General features: G+C 68.1%; 18 protein-coding genes. 9 read left to right on the top strand and 9 right to left on the bottom strand.

Going from position 1 to position 26143, the window contains the following annotated elements; genetic code table 11:
- Positions 1-2: 2 nt before the first annotated feature.
- Both ccoO and ccoN read right to left on the bottom strand, forming a co-directional pair.
- The gene (gene ccoO, locus ACGHX3_RS17525) at positions 3-623 is read right to left on the bottom strand and encodes a cytochrome-c oxidase, cbb3-type subunit II (RefSeq protein WP_162338127.1); all 621 of its coding nucleotides are present in this window, start codon (positions 621-623) and stop codon (positions 3-5) included.
- Between the two features lie 12 nt (positions 624-635).
- The gene (gene ccoN / locus ACGHX3_RS17520; protein WP_213605010.1) at positions 636-2075 is read right to left on the bottom strand and encodes a cytochrome-c oxidase, cbb3-type subunit I; all 1440 of its coding nucleotides are present in this window, start codon (positions 2073-2075) and stop codon (positions 636-638) included.
- 207 nt (positions 2076-2282) lie between these two features.
- On the opposite strand from ccoN, the gene ACGHX3_RS17515 reads away from it, so the two are divergent.
- From ACGHX3_RS17515 to cydX, 3 genes are read left to right on the top strand one after another with little or no spacing between them, the layout of a single operon-like run.
- Positions 2283-3854: a cytochrome ubiquinol oxidase subunit I gene (locus tag ACGHX3_RS17515; RefSeq protein WP_213605009.1), complete on the top strand. Its 1572-nt coding sequence runs from the start codon at positions 2283-2285 to the stop codon at positions 3852-3854.
- Positions 3855-3867: 13 nt separating this feature from the next.
- Positions 3868-5013, top strand: coding sequence for a cytochrome d ubiquinol oxidase subunit II (cydB, locus tag ACGHX3_RS17510; RefSeq protein ID WP_394695727.1), 1146 nt, complete (start codon positions 3868-3870; stop codon positions 5011-5013).
- An 11-nt stretch (positions 5014-5024) separates the two neighbouring features.
- Positions 5025-5150 carry a cytochrome bd-I oxidase subunit CydX gene (gene cydX / locus ACGHX3_RS17505; protein ID WP_162338131.1) on the top strand — a complete coding sequence of 42 codons (126 nt, stop codon included), beginning with the start codon at positions 5025-5027 and terminating at the stop codon, positions 5148-5150.
- A gap of 9 nt (positions 5151-5159) precedes the next feature.
- Here cydX and ACGHX3_RS17500 read toward each other — a convergent pair whose 3' ends face one another.
- The 7 genes from ACGHX3_RS17500 to ACGHX3_RS17470 are packed head-to-tail and all read right to left on the bottom strand — an operon-like array spanning position 5160 to position 12804.
- On the bottom strand, positions 5160-6770 hold the full coding sequence (locus ACGHX3_RS17500) for a family 43 glycosylhydrolase (RefSeq protein WP_394695726.1): 1611 nt from the start codon (positions 6768-6770) through the stop codon (positions 5160-5162).
- Positions 6771-6791: 21 nt separating this feature from the next.
- A complete protein-coding gene (locus ACGHX3_RS17495; protein ID WP_394695725.1) occupies positions 6792-8468 on the bottom strand; it encodes a glycoside hydrolase family 43 protein in 1677 nt (558 codons plus the stop codon).
- Between the two features lie 10 nt (positions 8469-8478).
- A complete protein-coding gene (locus tag ACGHX3_RS17490) occupies positions 8479-9387 on the bottom strand; it encodes a 2-dehydro-3-deoxygalactonokinase (RefSeq protein ID WP_394695724.1) in 909 nt (302 codons plus the stop codon).
- The gene (locus ACGHX3_RS17485) at positions 9384-10310 is read right to left on the bottom strand and encodes an SMP-30/gluconolactonase/LRE family protein (protein ID WP_213605005.1); all 927 of its coding nucleotides are present in this window, start codon (positions 10308-10310) and stop codon (positions 9384-9386) included. Before ACGHX3_RS17485 ends, ACGHX3_RS17490 begins: the two co-directional genes overlap by 4 nt.
- Entirely contained in the window at positions 10288-11439 is a 1152-nt protein-coding gene (gene dgoD / locus ACGHX3_RS17480) for a galactonate dehydratase (protein WP_213605004.1), read from the bottom strand. The genes ACGHX3_RS17485 and dgoD overlap by 23 nt, the downstream gene beginning before the upstream one ends.
- Positions 11436-12059 (bottom strand): 2-dehydro-3-deoxy-6-phosphogalactonate aldolase, encoded by a 624-nt coding sequence (locus ACGHX3_RS17475; protein ID WP_213605003.1) that lies wholly within the window; start codon positions 12057-12059, stop codon positions 11436-11438. The genes dgoD and ACGHX3_RS17475 overlap by 4 nt, the downstream gene beginning before the upstream one ends.
- Positions 12060-12063: 4 nt before the next feature.
- Positions 12064-12804, bottom strand: a complete 741-nt coding sequence (locus ACGHX3_RS17470; RefSeq protein ID WP_394695723.1) for an SDR family oxidoreductase — start codon at positions 12802-12804, stop codon at positions 12064-12066.
- 290 nt (positions 12805-13094) lie between these two features.
- Here ACGHX3_RS17470 and ACGHX3_RS17465 point away from each other — a divergent pair, with 290 nt between their 5' ends.
- The 6 genes from ACGHX3_RS17465 (at position 13095) to ACGHX3_RS17440 (ending at position 26140) form a co-directional block, all read left to right on the top strand.
- A complete protein-coding gene (locus tag ACGHX3_RS17465; RefSeq protein WP_213605001.1) occupies positions 13095-14096 on the top strand; it encodes a LysR substrate-binding domain-containing protein in 1002 nt (333 codons plus the stop codon).
- Positions 14097-14384: 288 nt separating this feature from the next.
- Positions 14385-17333: a TonB-dependent receptor gene (locus tag ACGHX3_RS17460; protein WP_394695722.1), complete on the top strand. Its 2949-nt coding sequence runs from the start codon at positions 14385-14387 to the stop codon at positions 17331-17333.
- 96 nt (positions 17334-17429) lie between these two features.
- Complete coding sequence (locus ACGHX3_RS17455) at positions 17430-19628, top strand: cellulase (protein WP_394695721.1); 2199 nt, start codon at positions 17430-17432, stop codon at positions 19626-19628.
- A gap of 11 nt (positions 19629-19639) precedes the next feature.
- Positions 19640-21547, top strand: a complete 1908-nt coding sequence (locus ACGHX3_RS17450) for a sialate O-acetylesterase (protein ID WP_394695720.1) — start codon at positions 19640-19642, stop codon at positions 21545-21547.
- Between the two features lie 16 nt (positions 21548-21563).
- On the top strand, positions 21564-23237 hold the full coding sequence (locus ACGHX3_RS17445; protein ID WP_213604999.1) for a DUF5597 domain-containing protein: 1674 nt from the start codon (positions 21564-21566) through the stop codon (positions 23235-23237).
- Between the two features lie 68 nt (positions 23238-23305).
- Positions 23306-26140 carry a TIM-barrel domain-containing protein gene (locus ACGHX3_RS17440; RefSeq protein ID WP_213604998.1) on the top strand — a complete coding sequence of 945 codons (2835 nt, stop codon included), beginning with the start codon at positions 23306-23308 and terminating at the stop codon, positions 26138-26140.
- Positions 26141-26143 lie beyond the last annotated feature (3 nt).

Raw genomic sequence — 26143 nt, 5'->3', positions numbered from 1 at the left:
GCTCAGCCTCCCCTCGGCGCGGCCTTGCCCAGCCCTTGCAGGTAGGCGACCACGGCGTCCAGTTCTGTCCTGCCTTCCACGTCGGTGGCGGCGTTGTCGATGTCTTCGTCGGTGTACGGGTCGCCGATGCGCTGCAGCGTCTTCATGCGCTGGGCGATGTCCGCGCCGTCGACCTTGGCGTTCTCCAGCCAGGGGAACGACGGCATGTTCGACTCCGGCACCACGTCGCGCGGATTGATCAGGTGCACGCGGTGCCAGTCGTCGGAGTAGCGTCCGCCCACGCGGGCCAGGTCCGGCCCGGTGCGCTTGCTGCCCCACTGGAACGGACGGTCGTAGACCGATTCGCCGGCCAGCGAGTAGTGGCCGTAGCGTTCGGTTTCGAACCGCAGCGTGCGCACCATCTGCGAGTGGCAGTTGTAGCAGCCCTCGCGGATGTAGATGTCGCGGCCGGCCAGTTGCAGCGCCGGATAGGGCTTGACGCCTTCCAGCGGCTTGATCGCCTCGGCCTGGAACATCAGCGGGACGATCTCGGCCAGGCCGCCGAACGACACCGCCACCGCGATCAGCACGGCCATCAGGCCGACGTTCTTCTCGACTTTCTCGTGTGAGTTTCCGTTGCTCATGTCGTCAGGTCCTCAGGCGCGCGCCTGGCTGGCATCGGGTTGCAGGATAGGCTGCGGCGCGAGGGACTTGGCCGCCTGGAAGGTCTTCCAGGTGTTCCAGGCCATCAGCAGCATGCCGACGAAAACCAGCAGGCCGCCGCCCAGGCGGACCAGGTAGTAGGGATAGGTGGCGTTCAGCGCTTCGACGAAGCTGTAGGTCAGCGTGCCGTCGGCGTTGGTGGCGCGCCACATCAGGCCCTGCATCACGCCGGCGATCCACATGGAGGCGATGTAGAACACCACGCCCAGGGTATGCAGCCAGAAGTGGGTGTCGATGGCCTTGACCGAGAACATCTGCTCGCGGCCCAGCAGCTTGGGCAGCATCGCGTAGACCGAGCCGATGGTGATCATCGCCACCCAGCCCAGCGCACCGGCGTGCACGTGGCCGATGGTCCAGTCGGTGTAGTGGCTCAGCGAGTTGACCGTCTTGATCGACATCATGGGACCTTCGAAGGTCGACATCATGTAGAACGACAGCGAGACGATCAGGAACTTCAGGATCGGGTCGGTGCGCAGCTTGTGCCACACGCCGGAGAGCGTCAGCACGCCGTTGATGGCGCCGCCCCAGCTGGGCGCCAGCAGGATCAGCGAGAACACCATGCCCAGGCTCTGCGCCCAGTCCGGCAGCGCCGTGTAATGCAGGTGGTGCGGGCCGGCCCACATGTAGATGGCGATCAGCGCCCAGAAATGCACGATCGACAGGCGGTACGAATAGACCGGGCGGCCGGCCTGTTTCGGCACGAAGTAGTACATCATCCCGAGGAAGCCGGCGGTCAGGAAGAAGCCCACCGCGTTGTGGCCGTACCACCACTGCACCATCGCATCGACCGCGCCGCTGTACACCGGGTAGGAGTGCAGTAGGCCGCTCGGCAGCGCCAGGCTGTTGACGATGTGCAGCAGGGCCACGGCGATGATGTAGGCACCGAAGAACCAGTTGGCCACGTAGATGTGCTTGACCGCGCGCTTGGCGATGGTGCCGAAGAACAGCACGGCGTAGGACACCCAGACCACCGCGATCAGCACGTCGATCGGCCAGATCAGTTCTGCGTACTCCTTGCCCTGGGTCAGGCCCAGGGGCAGCGAGACGGCGGCGGACACGATGACCAGCTGCCAGCCCCAGAACACGAAGGCGGCCAGCTTGTCGGAGAGCAGCCGTACGTGGCTGGTCCGTTGCACCACGTGCAGGCTGGTGGCGAACAGCGCGCAGCCGCCGAACGCGAAGATCACCGCATTGGTATGCAGCGGGCGCAGCCGGCCGTAGCTGAGCCACGGCAGGTCGAAATTCAGGGCCGGCCAGTACAGCTGGGCGGCGATCAGCACCCCCACCAGCATCCCCACGATGCCCCAGACCACGGTCATCACCGTGAACTGGCGCACCACCTTGTCGTTGTAAGTCCCCTGGACGCCTTGCATGCGGCCTCTCCTATTCTGGTACGGTGGATTTTCGGGTCCGGCCAGCCGGGCCGCATTGATCAGGATCAACCCCCACCCGCCGGCCGGTGGCCGCGGGGCGCGCAGGATGCCGCAGGGCAGGGCGAAGGGGGGTGCGACAGATGGTCGCCCCCGTCCATGACAGTGGGAGGGCTAGAATCCCGCCAGACAACCGGGAGCCGCATCCCCATGCCGGACATGACCGTCGTCGAACTGTCCCGTCTGCAATTCGCGCTGACGGCAATGTACCACTTCCTTTTCGTGCCCCTGACCCTGGGGCTGTCCTTCATGATCGCCATCATGGAGAGCGTCTACGTCATGACCGGGCGCGACATCTGGCGGCGCATGACCCTGTTCTGGGGCACGCTGTTCGGCATCAACTTCGCCATGGGCGTGGCCACCGGCATCGTGATGGAGTTCCAGTTCGGCATGAACTGGTCCTACTACAGCCACTACGTGGGCGACATCTTCGGTGCGCCGCTGGCCATCGAGGGCCTGATGGCCTTCTTCCTGGAAGCCACCTTCATCGGCCTGTTCTTCTTCGGCTGGGACAGGCTGAGCAAGGTGCAGCACCTGGTGGTCACGTGGCTGGTGGCGCTGGGGTCGAACTTCTCGGCGCTGTGGATCCTGGTGGCCAACGGCTGGATGCAGAACCCGGTCGGGGCCGTGTTCAATCCCGAGACCATGCGCATGGAGATCACCGACTTCATGGCGGTGATCTTCAACCCGGTGGCGCAGGCCAAGTTCGTGCACACGGTCTCCGCCGGCTACGTGACCGGCGCCATGTTCGTCATGGCGATCAGCGCGTTCTACCTGCTGCGTGGGCGCAACGCGGATTTCGCCAAGCGTTCGATGGCCGTGGCCGCCAGCTTCGGCCTGGCCGCGGCGCTGTCGGTGGTGGTGCTGGGCGACGAGAGCGGCTATGCCACCAGCGAGCACCAGAAGATGAAGTTGGCCGCGATCGAGGCGATGTGGGAGACCGAGCCCGCGCCGGCCGGTTTCAACGCCTTCGCCATCCCCGACCAGAAGACCCAGACCAACCACTACGCGCTGCACATCCCCTACGTGATGGGGTTGATCGGCACGCGCTCGTTCAACACCGAGATGCCGGGCATCCTGGACCTGGTGGAGCGTGCCGAGGGCCGCATCCGCAACGGCCTGCTCGGTTACGAGGCGCTGCAGAAGCTGCGTGCCAACAAGCACGACGGCACCGCGCGCTACGTGTTCGAGGCGCACTGGCGCGACATCGGCCATGCCCTGCTGCTGAAGCGCTATCGCGAGGACATCGGCAACGCGACCGAGGAGGAGATCGTGCGTGCCGCGCACGACACCGTGCCGCACGTGGCGCCGCTGTTCTGGAGTTTCCGCCTGATGGTGGGCCTGGGCTTCTACTTCATCGCCTTCTTCGCCGTCGCGTTCTACCTCGCCAGCCGGCAGCGGCTGGACCGCTACCGCTGGTTCCTGAAGCTGGCGTTCTGGAGCCTGCCGCTGCCGTGGGTGGCGATCGAGGCGGGCTGGCTGATCGCCGAGTACGGGCGGCAGCCATGGATCATCGACGGCGTGCTGCCGACGTTCCTGGCCGCCTCCGGCCTGAAGCTGCACCAGATCATGATCACGCTGACCGGCTTCGTGCTGGTCTACACGGTGCTGGCGATCATCGAGGTCTGGCTGATGCGCAAGCTGATCCTCAAAGGCCCCGAGCATCTGTCCGAACCCGCGCCGGACGCGGACGGCGTGCCGCAACCGGCCCCGGCGGGCTGACGGGAGACGACGCATGGACACCATTCCCCTCGACTACGCCACGCTGCGCCTGGTCTGGTGGCTGCTGCTGGGCATCCTGCTGATCGGCTTCGCGGTGATGGACGGCTTCGACCTGGGCATCGCGACGCTGCTGCCCGCGGTGGCGCGCACCGACGAGGAACGCCGCATCGTGCTGAATGTCATCGGCCCGGTGTGGGAAGGCAACCAGGTGTGGCTGATCCTCGGCGGCGGCGCGATCTTCGCCGCGTTCCCACCGCTGTACGCGGTCAGCTTCTCCGGGTTCTACATCGCGATGTTCCTGATCCTGTTCGCGCTGATCCTGCGGCCGGTCGGCTTCAAGTTCCGCAGCAAGGTGCCCGACCCGCGCTGGCGTGCGGCCTGGGACTGGTCGCTGTTCGTCAGCGGGCTGGTGCCGTCGCTGGTGTTCGGCGTGGCGATGGGCAACGTGCTGCTCGGCGTGCCGTTCCATTTCGACGACACGCTGCGGATCTTCTACGAGGGCGGGCTGTTCGGCCTGCTGACGCCCTTTGCGCTGCTGTGCGGCCTGGTCAGCGTGGCGATGCTGGTGATGCACGGCGCCGGCATGCTGGCGATGAAGATCTCCGGCGACATTGCCGCGCGCGCCCGGCGCTACGGCAGCATCGCGGCGCTGGCCACGGCGGTGCTGTTCGTGATCGGCGGTCTCTGGGTCGCGCGCATCGACGGGTATGCGCTGCAGGTGGCGATGGATCCCGCCGGTGCCTCGAATCCCCTGGCCAAGGTGGTGGTGGCGCAGCCCGGTGCGTGGATGGAGAACTACGCGCGTTGGCCGCTGGCGTGGCTGCTGCCGGTGCTGGGCGTGGTGGGGGCGCTGTCGAGTGCGGCGCTGCTGCGCACCGGTCGCGCCGGCCTGGCCTTCCTGTCGTCGTCCTTGAGCATCGCGGCCATCATCCTGACGCTCGGGGTGGCGGCGTTCCCGTTCCTGTTGCCGTCGTCCACGCAGCCCGGCTCCAGCCTGACGCTGTGGGACGCATCGTCCAGCCACATGACGCTCTTCATCATGTTGCTGGCGACGGTGGTCTTCCTGCCCATCGTCCTGCTCTACACCGCCTGGGTCTTCCGCGTGCTGCGCGGCAAGGTCGACCAGGACGGCATGGAGCGCAACCCCAACGCGTACTGAGGAGCACCCCCATGTGGTACTTCAGCTGGATCCTGGGCGCCGGCCTGGCGGCGAGCTTCGCCATCCTCAACGGCATGTGGTACGAGATGCGCGAGAACGACCGCGAGAACAACGACCGCGAGGATCGCGACGCATAGCGGCACGCGTCAGGCGAGTGCGCGGTAACGGAAGTCGCTGAACGCCACCGCGCCCGCGCCTGCGCTGTACAGCGCGACGCGCAGGCTGAGGAAGCCGCCGAACACGTTGTGGTGCAGGCCCGACACTTCCATCCGCGTATCCAGCCGCGTCCAGGTGCGGCCGTCGTCGTGCGAGTGATGCCAGGTCACGACGTGGTGGTCGTTGGTCAGGCGCAGGCGCACCCGTCGCGTCGGCAGTGCCTGCCGCGCCCAGGTCTGTTCCTCCGCGTACTGGAACACGCGCAGCCCGTACGCGGTGAAGCCGAGGCCGACGAAGGCCTTGTGGTTGTAGAACAACAGCAGACCGCCTTCTCCGCCGTCGACCAGGGTCAACGTGACTTCGGCCTGATAGCTGCGGTCGCCGACGATGCAGGTCAGGGGGCTGCCGTCGGCAGGCGACGTGCCGGCACCGGCCAGGCGTATCGATCGCGGTCCGTAACGCACGCGCTGCATCTCCTCCGGCCGCGGCGCATGGAACGTCCATTGCGTCCCGAGCCGGTTGTTCGAGAAGTCGTCCGACAATGCGATGCCCGCCCGGCTTTGCTCGCCGCCGCGAGGTGACGGTAAAGGTTTGGAGAGATCGCCGCCGCGTGCGCGGAACCAGCCATCGTTCGTCCATTCGATCGGCTCCAGCAGCGTCTGCCGGCCGAGCGTGCGATAGCCGTTCTCGTAGCCGTGGTAGACCATCCACCCGTCGCCGGCGGGACCTTCGACCAGCGTCGCATGGCCACGCGACCACCATGGTTCGTCTTCGCTCAGGGTGCGCACCAGCGGATTGTGCGGACAGTGTTCCCAGGGGCCGTGGATCGAACGCGAGCGCGCGGCGATCACCATGTGGCCGGTAACGGGACCCGCGGTGCCGCCGACCGCGGTGACCAGATAGAACCAGTCGCCACGCCGCGTCAGCTTGGGGCCCTCCGGCGCGAAGTTCTCGGTGATCCAGTCGTCCGGATAGCGCCACGGACGGTAGGCGTGTTCCAGCGCGCCATCGGTCGCCAGGCCGTCGTCGGTCAGGCGCACCTTGCGGATGCCGTTGACGAACAGATAGCGCTTGCCGTCTTCACCGACCGCATGGCCGGGATCGATGCAGCCGTCGATGCGCAGATCGACCGGCGCGCTCCACGGGCCGCGGATGTCGTCGGCCCAGATCGCGTGGATCTTCCATGCGCCACCCGGCGCCAGCGTCGGCAGGTAGATGAAGTAGCGGTCACCGTGCCGGCACAGGTCAACCGCCCACACGGTCCCCACGTTCGTGTGCAGCGCAGGACCCAGCGGCGTCCAGTTGACCAGATCCGTCGAATGCCAGATCACCAGCCCGGGATAGGCGTCGAACGACGAGAACGTCATGTAGTAGTCGTCGCCATCCTTGAGGATGGTGGGATCCGGGCGATCGCCGGCGACGATGGGGTTCAGGTAGGTGCCGTCGCCGAGCTCGGCCTTGCGCTGACCTTCGACGCCGGTCGCATGCGCTGGCGATGTCGCCACGCAAGCGGTGTCCGTCATCGCGCGCGACGACAGCGGCCAGGTGGCCAGGCCGGCGAGTCCGGCCTTGAACAGGGCGCGGCGCGAGGTGCCTGGCATGCGGATTCCTTGATCGTGCGATCAGCGACGTACGGCGTAAGGGCCGAACGTGTTGCCGATGAAGCCGCCCGCCGTCTCCACGCTCAGCAGGCTGGCGTCCAGGCCGGTGGCGACGGGCTTCCACTCGCCGGACGCCATCGCGTAGTCGGCCTCCAGCCGCGGGCCGTCGAGACGGAAGCGCAGCGACACGGGCCCCTGTTTCCCGTCCAGCGGGATCCGCGCCAGCCGGTCGCCCGTCTTCGTGCCCTCGCGGCTGCTGCGCCGGTACAGCGACACGGCCAGTCCCTGCGCGTCGCGTTCGACGCCGAGCACGTAGTGGCCGTACTCGTTCTGCAGCAGCGCGAGTCCCGCCAGTTCACCCTCGACCGGTTCGAACGAGGCGAGCGTGGTTTCCAGCGTCGCCTTGTGGTGCTGCAGGCGATGCGCAAGATAGGACGGCTGACCCGGCGCCGTACCGAACGCGCCCAGCGGCATCGTGCCGGGCGTGATCGTGAGGCCGCTCTTTCCCGTGGTGTACCAGTTCGCCTGCGGCGGATGCAGCGTCATCCACGACAACGGCAGCGTGGGCGCATCGAAACGTTCGGTCCATGCCATCGGGCCGCTGGTCGGCAAGGGCTGTGGATTGCGGGGCAGGTCGGGCCGCTGGGCGACCATCGGCACGCGTTCGCCGCGCGGCAGGATCACCGGCCAACCGTCCTTCCACGTCACCGGCAGCAGGAAGGTCTCGCGCCCCAGGTTGTACTGGTTGCCGCGGTACGGACGCGTGGCCAGGAACACCGCCCACCAGGTGCCGTCCTTGAGCTTCACGAACTGCGCATGGCCGGTGGAGGTCACCGGATCTGGACGTGCCGGGTTGAGGTCGCGCTGGGTCAGCGACGGGTTGGAGGGCGACGGCACGTAGGGGCCGGTGAGTGCGCGGCTGCGCCACACCATCTGCGCATGCTGTTCGCCCGTGCCACCCTCGGCGGCGGTCAGGTAGTACCAGCCGTCGTGCTTGAAGACGTGCGGCCCCTCGATGTGTTCCGGGTTCGTCGCCGGAGCGGCCCCGCCGTCCACCAGCAGGATGCGCTCGCCGACGCGTTCGCGCTTGCCGAAATCGAAGCGCTGCAGCCAGATCGCGCGGTGGCCGTCGTAACGCAGCTTGCCGTCGGGCACGTCGTTGTGGACCACCCACGCGCTGCCGTCGTCGTCGAAGAACAGCGAGGGATCGATGCCGCTGACGCCCAGCCAGATTGGATCCGACCACGGTCCGGCCGGGTCCTTCGCGGTGACGACGAAGTTCCCGCGGTCGCAGTAGAAGCAGGTATTGGCGATGTAGAACGTGCCGTCGTGGTGCGCGAGCGTGGCGGCGAACAGGCCGCGCGTCAGTTCTTCCTTCTCGCCATAGTTGATCTGGTCCGGACGATGGATCGCATTGCCGACCTGCGTCCACGACACCAGGTCGGTGCTGTGGAAGACCGGCAGGCCCGGGAAGTAGCCGAACGTCGAGGTGACCAGGTAGAAGTCGTCGCCGACGCGAATCGCCGAGGGATCCGGATAGAAGCCGGCGACCACCGGATTCCTGTACTGCGTGGCATCGATCGGCGGGCCACCGTCGTCGCCGCTGTAGCTTACGTCGCGGAAGACCGCGTCGCCGGCCAAAGCCGGAGCCATCATCGACAGCGTCATCACCAGTGTCAGCGCGCACCGCTTCAGCATCGGGTATTCCTCAGGTCGTGGCGGCGCTCATGCGCCGCGCCCACAGGGCATGCAGGCCGCGTGCAGCCAGGTCTTCGGGGTGGCGCTGCACGCCCACCCCGAGCGTGGTGAGTGCATGGGCGTACGACGCCAGCAGGCGGTCGTTGCCGATCAGGTGGACCTGCGCCGGCCGTGGTGCGTGCGAGAACAGGCCCGAGGCGCGCAGTTCGTGTCCGATCAGCAGCCCGGAGAGGTACGACGGCAGCGCGGGCTCGGCGAACTGCTGGAACAGGCCGGTCGTGCGCACGCCGAACAGGTGGTGCAGCAGGCCGCCAGCGTCTTCGCTGCGCTTGAGGCCCGCGTCGAACGCATAGCCATCGAAGCGCACGTCGCCGGCCGGCATCAGCCGACCCAGGATGCTGTGCTGGCGCAGCAGCGCATACAGTTCGCCGGTCATTGCGGTGGCGATGCGCCGCACCTGGCCGTCGCGCACCGTGACCCACTTGCTGTGGGTGCCGGGCAGACAGACCAGGTGGGTGCCGGCGGTGAGCACGTCCAGCAGGGCGGCCAGTTGCGTTTCCTCGCCGCGCATCACGTCGGGCACGCGGTCGGAGTCGCCGTCGCGCAGGCCCGGCACCAGCCAGAGCGCGCGTCCGTCGAACCCCGGCGGCTGGAAGCGCTGCATCCCGAGCGCGAGTGCATGGTTGCCGGCGGGGCAGGGCAGATACGGCATCTCGTGCCAACCGCCGCGCCCGCCCACCATGCCGCACAGCAGGACATCGCCATCGTCCCAGCCGGCGATCTCGCGTGCGAGCACCTCGCCGAAGCGGCCGTCGCAGGCCAGCACGCCCTGGTCGCTACGGCGGCGCTCGCGGACCTGGCCGTCGTCGGCCAGCCGGTACAGGCGCAGGCTGCTGGTGCCCCAGTCGACCGCGATCATGGCAGGCGCACCCGGTCTGCCGAACGGGCGAGCGCTCGCCCGGCGTCATGCACGAATACCCCGCCGGCCAGCGGCTGGTCCGCCAGCGCGGCGTCATCCAGACCGACCCGCGCGCTGGTGAGGTAGAGCGTGCCGCCCGCCAGTACGCAGCACGACGGCTGCGACGCCGGCGTGCGCACGATGCGGTCGAGTCGCCCGTCGGGCAGGTAGCGCACGACGCGCCCCGCGCCCCATTGTGCGTTCCACAGCGCGCCTTCATGGTCGATGATCGAACCGTCGGGCTCCGCGCCCGGCGTGTCCAGGTCGACGAACACGCCGATGTCCGACACCGTCGCAGTCGCCGCGTCGTAGCGGCAGCGCAGGATGCGCGGCACCACCGAGTCGCAGAAGTACATCGTCGTCCCGTCGGCGTCGAAGCAGATCGAGTTCGGTATCGCCGCGCGCGGCAGCGCGAGTTCGCGCAGACCGTGCGCGGCGGTGTACTGGTGGAAGCGGCCGATGGGCCGCAGGTCCGCGTGCTCGCTCTTGGTGCCGAAGACGAAGCCGCCATGGCGGTCGGCGCGACCGTCGTTGACGCGGGTCAACGGCTCGTCCGCCTCGACGTCCGCGAGCTTCGTCGTCAGCAGGTCGCGCCGGTCCAGCTGCGCTTCGACATCGCTCGCATGCAGCGCCTTGGCCAGGCCGAGGAGCAGCCGCCCATCCCGGGCCAGCGCCAGGCAGCCGAGCGGCGCCGGCAACGACCACGTGTGCGTGTGTCCGCTCGCGGGATCGTGTCGCCACAGTTCCGCGGCCAGGATGTCGGTCCAGTACAGCACGCGCCGACGCTCGCACCACAGGATGCCTTCGCCCAGCGCACAGCGGCTGTCGACGGCCAGGGTCGCCAGCGCCGCGGTCACGGGCTCACCACTCGGCCACGCTGCCATCGGCATGCCGCCACAGCGGGTTGCGCCAGCGCGGCGGCTGCCGGTTCGCGTCGACCAGGCGCGCCTCGTCGATCTCCACGCCCAGGCCCGGTTTCGGCAGCGCGGCGATGCTGCCGGTGGCGTCGCAGCGGAAATCGTCCTTGTTGACGACGTAGTCCAGCAGGTCGGCGCCCTCGTTGTAGTGGATGCCGATGCTCTGCTCCTGCAGCATCGCGTTGTGGGCGACGAAGTCCACCTGCAGGCAGGCGGCCAGCGCCACCGGGCCGAGCGGACAGTGCGGCGCCAGCGCCACGTCGTGGGCTTCGGCCATCGCCGCGATCTTCACGCATTCGGTGATGCCGCCGGCGTGCGACAGGTCGGGTTGCAGGATGGCCAGGCCGCCGGCTGCGAGCACCGGCTTGAACTCGGCGCGGGAATACATGCGCTCGCCCGCGGCGAGCGGAATCGAGGTCGCATCGGACAGTGGCCGGTAGTACTCCCACTGCTCCGGCAGCACCGGCTCCTCGACGAACAGCGGCTTGAACGGTGCCAGTTCGCGCAACAGCACGCGCGCCATCGGCGCGCTGACGCGGCCATGGAAGTCGATGCCGAAATCGACGCGGTCGCCCATCGCCTCGCGGATCGCCGCGACCTTGGCGACGGCGGCATCGATCGCGCGCGGGCTGTCGATCAGCTTCAGTTCCTCGGTGCCGTTGAACTTAAACGTGTCAAAGCCCTGCGCCTGGTAGCGCTGCATCTGCGCGACGATGTCGGCGGGGCGGTCGCCACCGACCCAGCGGTAGGTCTTCATGCGGTCGCGCACGAGTCCGCCGAGCAACTGGTACACCGGCACGCCGAGGGCCTTGCCCTTGATGTCCCACAGCGCCTGGTCGATGCCGGCGATCGCGCTCATGAGGATCGCGCCGCCGCGATAGAAGCCGCCGCGGTACAGCACCTGCCACAGGTCGTTGATGCGCGCCGGATCCTGGCCGACGAGATAGTCGCCGAGTTCGTGCACGGCGGCTTCCACCGCGTGCGCGCGTCCCTCGATGACCGGCTCGCCCCAGCCGCTGATGCCCTCGTCGGTCTCCACCTTGAGGAACAGCCAGCGCGGTGCCGCGTGGTACGTGGTGAGGCGGACGATCTTCATGCGGCGTGGTCCAGGTAGGCCTGGCGGAAGCGTCGCGCGTGTTCGCGCGTGCGTTCGACCGCCTGGCCGGGCGTGTAGAGTTCGCCGCCGATGCCGGCGCCCTGACAGCCGGCTGAGAGGTAGCCGGAGAGGGTGTCGGGCGTGACGCCACCGACGGCGAATAGGGGAGCCGGCGGCAGCACGCTGCGCAGGGCGCGCACCATCGCCGGTCCGTAGACGGAAGCGGGGAACAGCTTGAGCATCTGCGCGCCCGCCTCGAGCGCATCGAACGCCTCGCTGGCGGTGGCGACGCCGGCGGCGACCTGCAGGCCGCGGTCGACGGCATGCCGGATCACTGGCGGCCGCGTGTTCGGCGTCACCATCAGGCGGCCACCGGCGGCCACCAGCGCATCGACGTCGCCGGTCGTCAGCACGGTGCCGGCACCGATCAACGCGCGATCGCCGAACGCGTCGGCCGCGATGCGCACGCTGCGTTGCCACGCCGGCGAGTTGGCCGGAATCTCGATGGCGTCGTAACCCTCGTCCACCAGCGCGCCGACGTGCGCATGCGTCTCGTCGGGCGTGATGCCGCGCAGGATCGCAATCAGCGGCAGGGCGAAGGGGAGGGTAGGCGCGTGCATGCGGTCAGTCGTGGTAGACCTGCGAACGGCCGCCGTCGATGGTGATGTCGGTGGCGTTGATGAAGCGCGCTTCGTCGCTGGCCAGGAACAGCGCGGTGTAGGCGACTTCCTCCGGCGTGCCGATGCGCTGCGGCGGCAGCAGCGCCGTTTGTTTCTCGCGCATCCCGGGTTCGCGTTCGAACCACGCTTCGATGCGCGGCACCAGGATCAGGCCGGGCGAAATCGAATTCACCCGGATGCCGTGCGCGGCGTATTCGATGCCGAGCGAGCGGGTCAGCCCGATCAGCCCGTGCTTCGCGACCGGATACGGGAAGCAGCCGGCGATGATCTTGTGCGCGTGCACCGACGCGATGTTGACGATCGAGCCGCCGCCCTGCGCGAGCATCGCTGGCAGCACCGCGCGGCACAGGTGCCATGCGCCCTTGAGATTCAGCGCCAGGCAGCCTTCCCAGTCGTCATCCGACAGCGACAGCGGGTCGGAGAACACGTCGGCACCGGCATTGTTGACCAGGACGTCGATGCGGCCGTGGCGTTCGCGTGCCGCATGCACGGCGGCGTCGACGGCGGCGGCATCGGTGATGTCGGCGAGATGGTGGGCCACGCCGTCATCGGCGGCGGGTGCGGGCTGGCGGTCGAGGCCGATGACCGTGGCGCCTTCGCGTGCGAACAGGCGCGCGGTCGCCGCACCGATGCCGTTGGCGGCACCGGTAACCAGCGCGACCTTGCCGGACAGGCGACGTGTCATGGGCGCCGGTGTCCGTGCGACGTGGACGCGGCGATGGCGGCGGCGCGCGGGGTGCCGTCGGACTGCGGTGTCGCCATGGGACCCTCCTCCCGGCGGTGATCGGATGCGGGACCTCCCGTGGCGGACCTGTGCCGGCCGTCCCCGGGCATCCCCTACGCAGTCGGGCGGGCATGGCCGCCGGGCCGCGTTCGAAGCGTGGCATAGCCTCGCGTGGGCATCTATGTACGACAAATGAAATTTTTGTCATAGGCTATTCCGCACGCGAATAGGTCATCCGCTCGGAGGCTTCCATGGTCCATCCCACCACCGGCTGGTTCGGCGCCACCCGCCTGAAGACCCGCCATCTTTCCCTGCTGCTGCACCTGTACGAACAGCGTTCGGTGCTGCGCGCCGCCGAGGCCGCCAACATGACCCAGCCTGCGGCGTCCAAGCTGCTGGCGGAGATGGAGAGCCTGCTCGGCGTGCCGCTGTTCGAGCGGCATGCGCGCGGCGTGGAGCCCACCTGGTACGGCCAGGTGCTGATCCGGCGGGCGCGCTCGGCGCTGTCCGAGATCGGCCGCGCCCATGACGAGATCGCTGCGCTGCGCAGCGGCCGGATGGGGCAGGCCGCCATCGGCACGGTGGTGAATCCGGGGACGACGCTGGTGCCCCAGGCCATCGCGGCGGTGAAGCGCGACTTTCCCGACATCCTGATCCGCGTGGAGATGGACTACAGCCGGCCGCTGGTCGCCAAGCTGCTGGACGGGCAGCTCGACATCGTGGTCGGCCGCATCATGGGCCCGGAAGGGGCCGGCGAGCTGGATTTCGAGCCGCTGGCCGACGAGCCGCATGCGGTCATCGTGCGCGCCGGCCATCCACTGACGCGGCGTCAGCGCATCACCCATGCCGACCTGGCCGACTACGGCTGGATCATGCCGCCGTCCGCCAGCGTGCTGCGCTCGCGGCTGGACGCGGTGTTTCTGGAGCACGGCCAGCCGCCGCCGCAGAACATCGTGGAAACCGCCTCGCTGCCGGTGATCATCCACCTGTTGCGGCACAGCGATCTGCTGACGGCGCTGCCGGCCGAATCGGTCGGTCCGTACCTGCAGACCGGGCAGATGTGCGTGCTGCCCATCGAGCTGGGCGTGCGCATGGAGTTTTTCGGCATCGTGCGCCGCCGCGACCAGTTGCTGTCGCCGGGGGCCGAGCGTGTGCTGGAGGCGCTCCGTGCCACCGCACGCCGGCTGTATACCGAGCCGGACGCCTCCCGTGCCGGCGACGCACCGCCGGTCGGCGAGGGCGCCGGCGACTGAATGTCCTCCATGTATTCGTGTTCGATATAGCTTGCGATCAATATTTCATTGGTCCGGCATGTCAGCGCCGCCTATGCTCCCGCCGCAGTCACACAACGGTGGTCCCAAGGCCACCGCCTGATCGCCCGTAGCCGGCGTGACTTCCGCCACGGAGGCGATCGCATCACCGACGACCACGACCAAGGGGGCGGGGTTGCCGGACGCTTCATCCGGCCACGCGATGCGCAGACATCCGCGGGCCGGGACCACAACTCCATCGCTTGTCATGTGTCCTGGGAGGGAACATCCATGTCAACGCTCCAGCGTCGCCCCGCGGCGGCCGTTCGTGCCGGCCGTTCCGACGGCCGCAAGCTGCAACCCACCCTGCTGGCGCTCGGCATCGCCGTGATGCTGGCGGCACCTGCCTACGCCCAGGATGCCGCGCCGGCGCAGGAGGCCGAGAAGGCCACCGAACTCGACGCCGTCGTCGTCACCGGCATCCGTGGCTCCGTGTACAGGGCGCAGGACATCAAGCGCGATGCCGACACCTTCGTCGATTCGGTCACTGCACTGGACATCGGTGCGCTGCCGGACCGCAGCGTCACCGAGACGCTGTCGCGCATCCCGGGCGTGACCATCGACCGCTTCCTGACCGTCGGCGATCCCGAGCACTTCTCCGCCGAGGGTGGTGGCGTGCAGGTGCGCGGCCTCACCCAGGTGCGTTCGGAACTCAACGGACGCGACAGCTTCTCCGCGTCGGGCGGTCGTGCGCTGAGCTTCCAGGACGTACCCGCCGAGCTGATGGCCGGCGTCGACGTCTACAAGAATCAGAAGGCCGACATGATCGAAGGCGGCCTGGGCGGCAGTGTCGACCTGCGCACCTTCATGCCGCTGGACATCGAGGGCCGTCGCATCGGCATGTCGTTCAGCGCCAACCGCGGTGACTTCGCCAAGCAGGTCAAGCCCGCGGGCTCGGTGCTTTTCAGCAACCGCTGGGACACCGATGCGGGCGAGTTCGGCGTGCTGGTCAACGTGGCCCATTCCGAACTGGCCACGCGCACCGACGGCATGTTCGTGCGGCCGTTCTTCAACACCGCCAACTCCGACCTCAACAACGACGGTACCAACGAGAACCTGTGGCTGCCGCGCGGCGCCGACTGGCGCACGCTGGAGTACGAACGCGAGCGCCAGGGCGCGTACGTCGCTCTGCAGTGGCGCCCGAGCGACAGCCTGGAGCTGTCCGCCACGGCGTTCCAGAGCCGCTACGACGAACTCTGGTACGAAGACGCGATCTTCGTTTCCAACGACCCGCTGCAGGTACGTGTCGACGCCAGCCAGCCCTACGAGATTAACGGCAACGTCTTCGTCTCCGGCCGCCTGCGCTCGAACGGCGACATCCCCATGGGCACGGACATCCGCGCGTCGCACCGCAAGTCCGACACCACCGACTACTCGTTCGGCCTGAAGTGGCTGTTCAGCGACCGCACCGAGTTCTCCACCGATCTGCAGTACATCAAGGCGAACACCAAGGCGCTGGACTCCACCGTCTCGCTCGGCCTCAACGTGCCCTACATCGACGTCGACCTGGGCCACGGCGTGCCGCGCATCGGCGTGGACAACCAGTTCACCGCGAACCCCGCGAACTACTACTGGGGGTTCACCATGGACCACCAGGACGACAACACCGCCGACGAAGTGGCGTGGCGCGCGGACCTGAAGCACAGCTTCGACAGCAACTTCTTCGACTCCTTCAAGGTCGGCGTGCGCGTCACCGATCGCGATGCGCACAGCATCGATACCGGCTACGACTGGCAACCGGTGTTCCAGCCGTGGATGCAGTGGTGGGCGCTGCCGGGCGACCAGCCGCTGCCGGGGCTGGACCTCAACGGCACCATCAATTCCAGCCTGACCAACCTGATCACGTTCGACAACTTCTACCGCGGTGGCGCAACGACGCCGGGCTCGTTCTATTCGCCGGTGCTGGCGACCGCGCTCGGTTTCCCGAACAGCTATCTCGACATCCACGGCGCGGCCATCCCGTATTACGACTGCTGCTACGGGCAGATCACCCCGCGCAACCTGGCGGACCCGCAGTGGGGCAACGTGCAGAACGAGAAGACGTACGCCGCCTACGCGATGGTGAACTTCGCGATGGACGATGCACGCATCGACGGTAATTTCGGCGTACGCGTGGTGCGCACCGAGAACAGCGCGAGCGGCTACCTGGTGTATCCGAACAACGAATTCGCGCCCTACCTCGGCAACGGTCAGTCCGAGCCGATCTCGGCGGAGAACTCCTACACCGACGTGCTGCCCAGCGCCAACGTGAAGTGGGAACCGGCGGAAAACTGGATCGTGCGATTCGCCGCGTCCAAGGCGATCGCGCGCCCGGCTTTCAGCGACATGCAGGCCTACCAGTTGCTCAGCGTGGCAGTCCGCGACGGGGTGAATCCCGATCCGGGCGATCTGCTGCAGCCCGGCGATCTGGACCTCACCGGCAGTTCCACCGACAACCCGTACCTGACGCCGATGAAGGCCAACCAGTTCGATCTGTCGCTGGAGTGGTATTTCGCGCCGGACAGTGGCGGCATGGCCTGGGTGAACTTCTTCTACAAGGACATCAAGGACTATTTCCGCCAGCAGACCCAGCTCCTGACCTATCCCGGCATCGATGGCAACGACTACGACTATCGCGTGTCGCGCCTGGTCAACGTCGGCAAGGCGAAGATCCAGGGCGCGGAGATCGGCTGGAACCAGTTCTTCGACTTCCTGCCGGCGCCGTTCGACGGTTTCGGCATGTCGGCCAATTACACCTACATCGACAGCACCACAAAGATTCCGGAGGCATCGAATGCGGTGCCGGTCGATACCGACGGCTCGCTGTTCAGCGATCTGCCGGCCGACGGCCTGTCGAAGAACTCCTACAACGTCGCTGCCTTCTACGAGAAGGGGCCGTGGCAGATCCGGCTGGCCTACAACTGGCGCAGCGAGTACCTGCTGTCGATCGGGCCGAACGGCTACAACGGCGGCGATGGCGGCATCCCGTGGAAGCTGCCCGTCTACAGCGACAGCTTCGGCCAGTTGGATGGATCCATTTTCTACAAGATCTCCGACAACGTGCAGTTCGGCTTGGAGATGAACAACCTCAACAATGCCGAGCAGCGCACGCTGATGGACCAGAACGGCGCCGGCAAGCGCATCACCTCTTGGTACGTCAACGATCGGCGTTACGCCGCGACGCTGCGCTTCACGTTCTGACGCTGCATCGCGCGGGACGGCCGGGCACTCCGGCCGTTCCGTCGCAGGGTGCGCATCCTGCCGGCGCACCGGCTGTTCCCCCCGACAGGAGACACCGTGCTCACGCTTCGCCTGATCCTCGCGCTTTCCGTTTTCCTGCTGGTGCCCGGCGCGGCGGCGAAGGATGACGTGACCGGCTACCGCTGGCGCAGCGTCGCCATCGGCGGCGGTGGTTTCGTCAGCGGGCTGGTGTTCCACCCGCACGAGAAAGACCTGCTGTACGCGCGCACCGACATCGGGGGCGCCTACCGCTGGCTGCCGGGCGAGCGCCGCTGGCAGCCGCTTATGGACTGGATGGGTTACGAGGACAGCGGGCGCTTCGGCGTGGAAAGCCTGGCGCTGGATCCGTCCGATCCGGACCGTCTCTACCTGGCCGTCGGTACCTATCTGCATGAGCGTGGGGCGGATGGCGCGATCCTGCGCTCGCGCGACCGCGGTGCGACGTTCCAGCGGACCGCGTTGCCGTTCAAGTTTGGCGGCAACGAGCAGGGGCGCGGCAACGGCGAGCGTTTTGCCGTCGATCCGAATGATGGCCGCGTCGTGATGTTCGGCACGCGCGCCGACGGCCTGTGGCGCAGCGACGATGCTGGCGCGCAGTGGCACGAAGTGAAGGGCTTTCCTGCCGTGGCGAAATCGCGCTCGGCGTGGGCCGCCGGCTGGCGCGACCTGCGCCCGGTCGGCATCGCGTTCGTGGTGTTCGATCCCGCCAGCGGCACACGCGGCAGCGCATCGAAGACGTTGTATGCCGGCGTGTCCACGAAGGAGACCAGCCTGTTCCGTTCGCGCGACGGCGGCGCGAGCTGGGAGGCGGTGCCCGGCCAGCCGGTCGGCCTGCGGCCCAGCCACATGGTGCGCGACGCGCGCGGGCGCTGGTTGCTGAGCTATGGCGACGAACCCGGCCCGAACAACATGGCAGACGGCGCGGTCTGGCGCTTCGACCCCGCCGGCGACCGGTGGGAGGACATCACGCCGGTGCGGCGCGCGAAGACCGACGCCAGCTTCGGCTGGGGTGCGGTCGCCGTGCAGGCCGACAACCCGGACGTCATCATCGCCAGTACGTTCCGCCGCTACCAGCCGCACGACGACCTTTACCGCAGTCTCGATGGCGGGCGCACGTGGACGGCGCTGTTCCCGCGTTCGCGGTTCGATCATGCCTCCGCACCGTGGACCTCCGATGCCAAGCCGCACTGGATGGCCGACATCGAGATCGATCCGTTCGATCCCGACCGCCTGCTGTTCGTGACGGGCTACGGCGTGTGGGCGTCCACCAATGCGCGTGCGTTCGACGGCGGTGCCGACCTGCGGTGGCGCTTCGAACAGGCCGGCTTCGAGGAGACCGTGCCGCTGGCACTGGCCAGCCCGCCGCAGGGCGCGCACCTGGTGAGCGGGCTGGGCGATGTCGATGGCTTCGTGCACGACTCACTGGACGTCTCGCAGCAACGCTTCGCCGGCGTGCGCTTCTCCAACACCGAGAGCCTGGCGTTCGCCGGTCGTGCGCCGCAGGTGATGGTACGCACCGGCTATTTCCATAACCGGCCGGAGGGTGCAGTGCGTGGCGCGTGGTCGAACGATGGTGGGCGCACGTGGACGGCGTTCGCGAGCGAGCCGCCGGATGGCGAGGGCGCCGGACAGATCACGCTGGCGGCCGATGGCAAGCGTGCCATCTGGCGTCCGCGCAATGGCGAGCACCACTGGATCACCGCCGACATGGGCGGACGCTGGCAGCAGGTAAAAGGCCTGCCGAAGACAGCCGTGGTGGAAGCCGACCGCGTCGACGAAGGCATCTACTACGGCTTCGATGCGATCAGCGGCAAGCTCTATGTCAGCGGCAACGGCGGCGTCGCCTTCGAGGAAGTGCGCGCGCCCGTCGGCGAGATCGGCGACTGGTACCGCGCCGAGATCCGGCCGCATCCGGACAGGTCGGGCGAAGCCTGGATCGCCGCCTCATGGCGCGGGCTGCTGCATCTGTCGCCCGGCAAGCTCCAGCGCGTACCCGGCGTGGACAACGTCATGTCGGTGGGCCTGGGCAAGCCGGCGAAGGACGGCGATGCGCCGGTGCTGTTCGTGTTCGGCGAAGTGCGGGGCCAGCGTGGCCTTTACCGCTCCGACAACGGCGGGCGGCGCTGGCAGCGGATCGACAGTGACGCACTGCGGTTTGGCGGCATCATCCGCCATGTGACGGGCGATCCCCGCCTGCACGGTCGCGTCTACTTCGGCACCGAAGGACGTGGCATCTGGTACGGAGATCCCCTGTGAAACGAATCGCCATGTTCCTTTCTGCCCTGCTCGCCCTGCCTGTCGCACACGCGGTCGAACTGCCGCGGCTGTTCTCCGACGGCATGGTCGTGCAGCGCGACCAGCCCGTGCAGGTCTGGGGCCACGCGGCCCCCGGGGCCCGCGTCGCCGTGAGCTTCGCCGGCGCTGCGGCCATCACCGCCCAGGCCGACGACGCCGGGCGCTGGTCGCTCGAACTGCCGGCCCAGACCGCCGGTGGGCCGTACACGCTGCGCATCGACGACGGCACGCAGCCGCGCGTGTTGCAGGACGTGCTGGTCGGCGACGTATGGCTGGCCAGCGGACAGTCCAACATGGAGTGGTCGGTCGCGCAGTCCATGGACCGCGATGCCGAGATCGCGCGCGCGACCGACCCGCAGATCCGGCATTTCAAGATTCCCAAATCTTGGGCCGGCGCGCCGCAGGACCAGCTGGCGGGTGGCGAATGGGTGGCGTCGTCGCCGCAGGTCGCCGGCCAGTTCTCCGCCGTCGCGCATTTCTTCGCCCGCGAACTGCGCAAGGTCACTGGCGTGCCGATCGGCATCATCGACAGCACCTGGGGCGGCAGCCGCATCGAAGCGTGGATGGACGCGTCGTCGCAGGGACTGGATGACGCGGCGCTCGCGCGACAGGCGGAGACGCTGCGTGCGGACGACGAACGTGCGCTCGCCCAGACGCGGCGCAATCTCGCGCAGTGGCCCACGCTGCCCGTCGACGATGCGGGCTGGCAGGTGCCGGACCTCGCGATGTCCACATGGGCGCCGATCGCCGTGCCTTCGTTGTGGGAGGCGGCCGGCTGGAACGGCATGGACGGCGTGGCGTGGTACCGCACGACGTTCACCCTGACCGGGGAAGAAGCGGCGGCGGGCGTGCTGCTCGGCGTGGGTCGCATCGACGATTCCGACGCCACTTGGGTCAACGGCACGCAGGTCGGGGAAACGCGCATGCGCTACAACCAGCCGCGGCGCTACAGCGTGCCGGCAGCGGTGCTGCGCGCGGGCGTGAACCACGTGGCCGTGCGGGTGACGGACACCGGCGGCGGCGGCGGTATCCACGGCGAGGTGGGCGAGGTGTTCGTGCAGCCGCAGGGCGGAACACCGCGCGCGCTGGCGGACTGGCGCTTCCGGCCGAGCGACGTCAGCCTTGCCCTGGTCGACGACAAGAACCAGCATCCCGCGCTTCTGTACAACGCCATGATCCACCCGCTGCAACCTTATGCGTTGCGCGGCGTGATCTGGTACCAGGGTGAGTCGAACGCGAACACCGTGGCCGATGCGCTGCGCTACCGCCGGCAGTTCCCCGCCCTGATCGAGCAATGGCGCACGCAATGGCGCACGCAATGGGATGCCCCCAGCCTGCCGTTCCTGTGGGTGCAGCTGGCGAACTTCTCCTCCGGTGTCGACAAGGGCGATGAAAGCCCGTGGGCGACGCTGCGTGAGGCGCAGTCGATGACGTTGTGGATGCCCGGCACCGCGCAGGCCGTCGCCATCGATATCGGCGATCCGGCCGACATCCACCCGCTCAACAAGCAGGAAGTCGGTCGGCGCCTGGCCTTGGCGGCACGCCATGTGGCCTACGGCGAGGCGCTGCCGTTCCACGGGCCGGTGCCGCAGTACACCCGCTTCGAAGGCAACAAGGCGCACGTCGAGTTCGGCACCTCCGGCGGCACCCTGGCGGTGCGCGGCGGCGGCACGCGCGTGCATGGATTCGCCCTGGCCGGTACCGACCAGGTCTTCCATCCGGCGGAGGCCACGCTGCAGGACGGGCGTGTGGTCGTGCGCAGTGCGGCCGTGCCGCGACCCGCAGCCGTGCGCTACGGCTGGTCCGACAACCCGGCCGATGCCGACCTGATCAATACCGACCAGCTGCCGGCCTCGCCGTTCCGCAGCGACAACTGGTGAACCTGGAGTGTCCCCGATGATGCCTCGCCTGTTCCGCTCGTCCACGTTCCTTGGCGTTCTGGCCGCCAGCGTGCTGCTCGCTGCGTGCCGACCTGCCGATGACGCGGCGAAACAGGGCGGGGCAGAAACGGGCGACGCGCGTAGCGCCGCTGAGGCGCCGGTCCCGAAGATCGTCAGCAAGGACGGTCGCCATGCCCTGATGGTGGACGGCGCGCCGTTCCTGATCCTCGGCGCGCAGGTCAACAATTCCAGCAATTGGCCGCAGGCGCTGGACGACGTGTGGCCGGCCATCGACGTGGTCAAGCCGAACACGGTGATGGTGCCGGTGGCGTGGGAGCAGGTCGAGGCGAAGGAGGGGACGTTCGACTTCTCCTTCGTCGACGAACTGCTAGCGCAGGCGCGCGGGAAGGACGTGCGCCTGATCCTGCTGTGGTTCGCGACCTGGAAGAACAACGGACCCAACTACGCCCCGGCGTGGGTGAAGCTGGACAACACACGCTTCCCGCGCGTCATCACTGCCGACGGGCGCACGCTGAACTCGTTGTCGCCGCATGCGCAGGCCACGCTCGATGCGGACCGCAAGGCGTTCGTCGCGCTGATGACCCATCTCAAGGCGGCGGACCCGCAACGCACCGTCATCATGGTGCAGCCGCAGAACGAGCCCGGCACCTACGGCAGCGTGCGGGATTTCTCGCCGCTGGCGCAGCAGGTGTTTGATGGTCCCGTGCCGGAAGCGCTGCTGAAGAAGCTCGGCAAGTCGCCCGGTATGTGGCGCGAGGTGTTCGGTGCCGATGCCGACGAGTTCTTCCACGCCTGGCATATCGCGCACTACATCGACCAGGTCGCCGAAGCGGGCAAGGCGGTGTATCCGCTGCCGATGCTGGTCAACGCCGCGTTGCGCGGACCGTTCAACCCGGGCCAGCCCGGCCAGTACGCCAGCGGCGGGCCCACCGACAACGTGCTGGACGTGTACAAGGCCGCCGCACCGCACATCGACCTGCTGGCGCCCGACATCTACATGCCGGAGTACACGCACTACACCACGGTGCTGGACCGCTATTCGCGCCCCGACAACCCGCTGTTCGTGGCCGAGACCGGCAACCGCGAGGAATACCCGCGCTACTTCTTCTCCGCGCTGGGCGAGCAGGCGATCGGCTGGTCGCCCTTCGGCATCGACTACTCGCGTTATTCCAACTGGCCGCTCGGTGCCAAGAACCTGGACGAGAAGGCGCTGGAGTCGTTCGCGCTGAACTACGCCATCGTGCGTCCGGCGGCGCGCGTCATCGCGCAGGCCAGTTTCGAAGGCAAGGTGCGCGGCACCGCCGAGCAGCCCGGCCAGGCCGTGCAGACGGTGAAGATCGACGGCCGCTGGAACATGGTGGTGACCTACGGCGTGCCGCAGTTCTGGTTCCAGGGTGAACCACCGGGCAATCCCGAGCCCATCGGCCGCGCGCTGGTGGTGCAGCTCGGGGCAGACGAGTTCCTGGTCGCGGGCGCGCATGCGCGCATCAACATCGAGGCGGCGGACCCGGCCGTCGCCGCGCGGCAGATCTACGAGTACGTCGACGAAGGCACCTACGTCGACGGCACGTGGGTGTTCCGTCGCCGCTGGAACGGCGACCAGACCGATTACGGCCTCAATTTCTCCAGCGTCCCGCAGCTGCTGCGGGTGAAGCTGGCGACGTACTGATCGATCCGCGGACCGGCCTCGCCGGTCCCAGAACCCGGGTGCCCACGCACCCGAACGAGGAGCAAGCGATGGGTTATCTGAAGACGTTGACGGTGCCGCTGCTGGCCCTGGCCGCAGCGGGCGCCAACGCCGCCGACACCGGTGCGGTCGAGAAGACCGCGCATGGCGTGATCGTGCGTCCGACCGAGTCGGCCGCCGCCGACGTCAAGGTCGAAGCGGTCGCGCCGGGCATCCTGCGCGTGATGGCCGATCCCGATGGCGACTTCGCGCGCACGCCCAGCCTGATGCGTGCGGAGACCGGCGCGCCGCCGGCGGTGAAGGTGGGCGAGTCCGGTGGGCAGGTGACGATCAGCACGCAAGGCATCTCGGCGACGGTCGATGCGCGCACGGGCCAGGTCAGCTTCTTCGACGCGGCCGGCAAGCCGCTGCTCGCCGAGCGGGCACGCACCTTCACCCCGACAACGGTCGAAGGCAAGCCGTACTACAGCATCCGCCAGCGCTTCGATTCGAAGGACGACGAGGCCTTCTACGGCACCGGCCTGCACCAGCAGGGCTGGATGAACCTCAAGGGCCGGGATGTCGAGCTGCTCCAGCACAACATCGACAAGGCGATTCCCTACCTCGTCTCCACGCGCCACTACGGCATCCTCTGGGACAGCAACGCGATCACCCGCTACGGCGACCCGCGCGGCCTGCAGCCGCTGGGCGCATCGCTCGACCTGTTCGATGCGCAGGGCAAGCCGGGCGCGCTGACCGCGCGCTACACCGTCAACGGCAAGCAGGTGGTCGAGCGCCGCGAAAGCGCGGTGAACTACCAGTACATCAAGGATCTGGCGAACTTCCCGGAGAAGGGGAAGAACCTGGCCGCCGGCGGCCGCAGCGACGTGGTCTGGGAAGGCGAGATCGCCGCACGCAGCGACGGCCGCCATACGTTCTCGCTCTACAACAGCGAGTACGCCAAACTCTACGTCGACGGCAAGCTGGTGATCGACCGTTGGCGCCAGAACTGGAATCCCTGGCACCATGAGTTCGCGCTGGAGATGAAGGCCGGCCAGCGGCACAAGGTCAAGCTGGTGTGGGACCGCATCGAGCCCGCCTACATCGCGCTGCTGCACCGCGATCCGCTGCCGGCCGACGAGGCGAAGGACCTGTCGATCTGGTCCGAGGCCGCGCAGGCCATCGACTACTACGTGGTCGCCGGCGACGACGCCGACCAGGTGCTGGCCGGCTACCGCACGCTGACCGGCAAGGCCGTGCTGCTGCCGAAGTGGTCGTACGGCTTCTGGCAGAGCCGCGAGCGCTACAAGACGCAGGCCGAACTGACCGGCGCGCTGGACGAGTACCGCAAGCGCAAGCTGCCGATCGATGCGATCGTGCTCGACTGGTCGTACTGGCCCGAGGACGCCTGGGGGTCGCACGATTTCGATGCGAAGAACTTCCCGGATCCGGACGGCATGGTCAAGCACGTGCATGACCAGCATGCGCAGATCATGATTTCGGTGTGGCCGAAGTTCTATCCGACCACGGCGAACTACAAGGAACTCGATGCGGCCGGCCACATGTACCACCGCAACGTCGAGGTCGGTGAGCTGGACTGGATCGGCAAGGGTTACCTGAATTCGTTCTACGACCCCTATTCGAAGGAGGCGCAGGACATCTTCTGGCGCCAGGTCAACGGCAAGCTCAACCGCAAGGGCTTCGATGCGTGGTGGCTGGACGCCAGCGAGCCCGACCTGCACAGCAACATCGACATCGGCGAACGCAAGGCGCGCACCACGCCGACGTCGCTGGGCCCATCGACGGAATTCTTCAATTCGTATCCGCTGGTGCATTCGGAAGGCGTCTACCGCGGCTCGCGCGAGCAGGATCCGGACAAGCGCGTCTTCATCCTGTCGCGCGCCTTCTTCGCGGGCCAGCAGCGTGCCGGCGCGGCGTTCTGGAGCGGCGACATCGTGCCGCGCTGGGACGACCTGCGCGAGCAGATCTCCGGCCTGGTCAACGCCTCGATGGCAGGCGCACCCAATGTCAGCTTCGACATCGGCGGCTTCTCGCCGGAGAAGCGCTACGAAGACAAGGACCCGGCGCACCTGGCTGAATGGCGCGAGCTGAGCCTGCGCTGGTTCCAGCATGGCGCGTTCGTGCCGATCTTCCGCCTGCACGGCCAGTTCCCGTACCGCGAGATCTGGGAGATCGCGCCGGAAGGCACGCCACACTACGACAGCTTCGTGCACTACCTGAAGTTGCGCTACACGCTGCTGCCCTACATCTACACGCTGGCCGGCGATACCTGGCAGAAGGACGGCACGATCCTGCGTACGCTGGCAATGGACTTCCCGTCCGATCCGAACGTGCGCGACATCGCCGACCAGTACCTGTTCGGCCCGGCCTTCCTGGTGGCGCCGGTGACGTCGTTCCAGGCGACCACGCGCAAGGTCTACCTGCCGGCCGGCACCAGCTGGATCGACTTCGAAACCGGCACGCGCCATGACGGCGGCCAGACCATCGAGGCCGCCGCGCCGCTGCAGCGCATGCCGCTGTTCGTGCGGGCAGGGTCCATCGTGCCGCGCACGGTCGTGCAGCAGTACGTGGACGAAAAGCCGGATGCGCCGCTGACGATCGAGGTCTACACCGGTGCCGACGGCACGTTCTCGCTGTACGAGGACAACGGCCGCAGCTACGGCTACGAGCGTGGCGAGTCCAGCCGCATTCCGCTGGCGTGGAACGAGCAGGCGGGCGAGCTGCGCATCGGTGCGCGCGAAGGGCGTTATCCCGGCATGGTCGCGGCGCGCGAGGTGCGGGTGCGTTTCATCGATGGTCCGCGCGCCGATGCCGGCACGCTGGAGCCGGCCGCCGACGTCACCGTGCGCTACGACGGCAAGGCGCTGGTGGTGAAGAAGCGCTGATCG

The organism is Pseudoxanthomonas japonensis, from assembly GCF_043632995.1.
GTDB classification, from domain to species: domain Bacteria; phylum Pseudomonadota; class Gammaproteobacteria; order Xanthomonadales; family Xanthomonadaceae; genus Pseudoxanthomonas_A; species Pseudoxanthomonas_A japonensis.
Note: the sequence above shows the minus strand (reverse complement) of the source record. Positions and strands in the feature narration are given on the sequence as shown.

What these genes read in the sequence shown, in the direction of transcription:
- ACGHX3_RS17490 (WP_394695724.1), bottom strand. Translation starts at nt 9,387, where the DNA reads ATGATCGCGGTCGACTGGGGCACCAGCAGCCTGCGCCTGTACCGGCTG.
- ACGHX3_RS17450 (WP_394695720.1), top strand. Translation starts at nt 19,640, where the DNA reads ATGTTCCTTTCTGCCCTGCTCGCCCTGCCTGTCGCACACGCGGTCGAA.
- ACGHX3_RS17470 (WP_394695723.1), bottom strand. Translation starts at nt 12,804, where the DNA reads ATGACACGTCGCCTGTCCGGCAAGGTCGCGCTGGTTACCGGTGCCGCC.
- dgoD (WP_213605004.1), bottom strand. Translation starts at nt 11,439, where the DNA reads ATGAAGATCGTCCGCCTCACCACGTACCACGCGGCACCGCGCTGGCTG.
- ccoO (WP_162338127.1), bottom strand. Translation starts at nt 623, where the DNA reads ATGAGCAACGGAAACTCACACGAGAAAGTCGAGAAGAACGTCGGCCTG.
- ccoN (WP_213605010.1), bottom strand. Translation starts at nt 2,075, where the DNA reads ATGCAAGGCGTCCAGGGGACTTACAACGACAAGGTGGTGCGCCAGTTC.
- ACGHX3_RS17500 (WP_394695726.1), bottom strand. Translation starts at nt 6,770, where the DNA reads ATGCCAGGCACCTCGCGCCGCGCCCTGTTCAAGGCCGGACTCGCCGGC.
- cydB (WP_394695727.1), top strand. Translation starts at nt 3,868, where the DNA reads ATGGACACCATTCCCCTCGACTACGCCACGCTGCGCCTGGTCTGGTGG.
- ACGHX3_RS17440 (WP_213604998.1), top strand. Translation starts at nt 23,306, where the DNA reads ATGGGTTATCTGAAGACGTTGACGGTGCCGCTGCTGGCCCTGGCCGCA.
- ACGHX3_RS17460 (WP_394695722.1), top strand. Translation starts at nt 14,385, where the DNA reads ATGTCAACGCTCCAGCGTCGCCCCGCGGCGGCCGTTCGTGCCGGCCGT.
- ACGHX3_RS17465 (WP_213605001.1), top strand. Translation starts at nt 13,095, where the DNA reads ATGGTCCATCCCACCACCGGCTGGTTCGGCGCCACCCGCCTGAAGACC.
- ACGHX3_RS17475 (WP_213605003.1), bottom strand. Translation starts at nt 12,059, where the DNA reads ATGCACGCGCCTACCCTCCCCTTCGCCCTGCCGCTGATTGCGATCCTG.
- ACGHX3_RS17495 (WP_394695725.1), bottom strand. Translation starts at nt 8,468, where the DNA reads ATGCTGAAGCGGTGCGCGCTGACACTGGTGATGACGCTGTCGATGATG.
- ACGHX3_RS17515 (WP_213605009.1), top strand. Translation starts at nt 2,283, where the DNA reads ATGCCGGACATGACCGTCGTCGAACTGTCCCGTCTGCAATTCGCGCTG.
- cydX (WP_162338131.1), top strand. Translation starts at nt 5,025, where the DNA reads ATGTGGTACTTCAGCTGGATCCTGGGCGCCGGCCTGGCGGCGAGCTTC.
- ACGHX3_RS17445 (WP_213604999.1), top strand. Translation starts at nt 21,564, where the DNA reads ATGATGCCTCGCCTGTTCCGCTCGTCCACGTTCCTTGGCGTTCTGGCC.
- ACGHX3_RS17485 (WP_213605005.1), bottom strand. Translation starts at nt 10,310, where the DNA reads ATGGCAGCGTGGCCGAGTGGTGAGCCCGTGACCGCGGCGCTGGCGACC.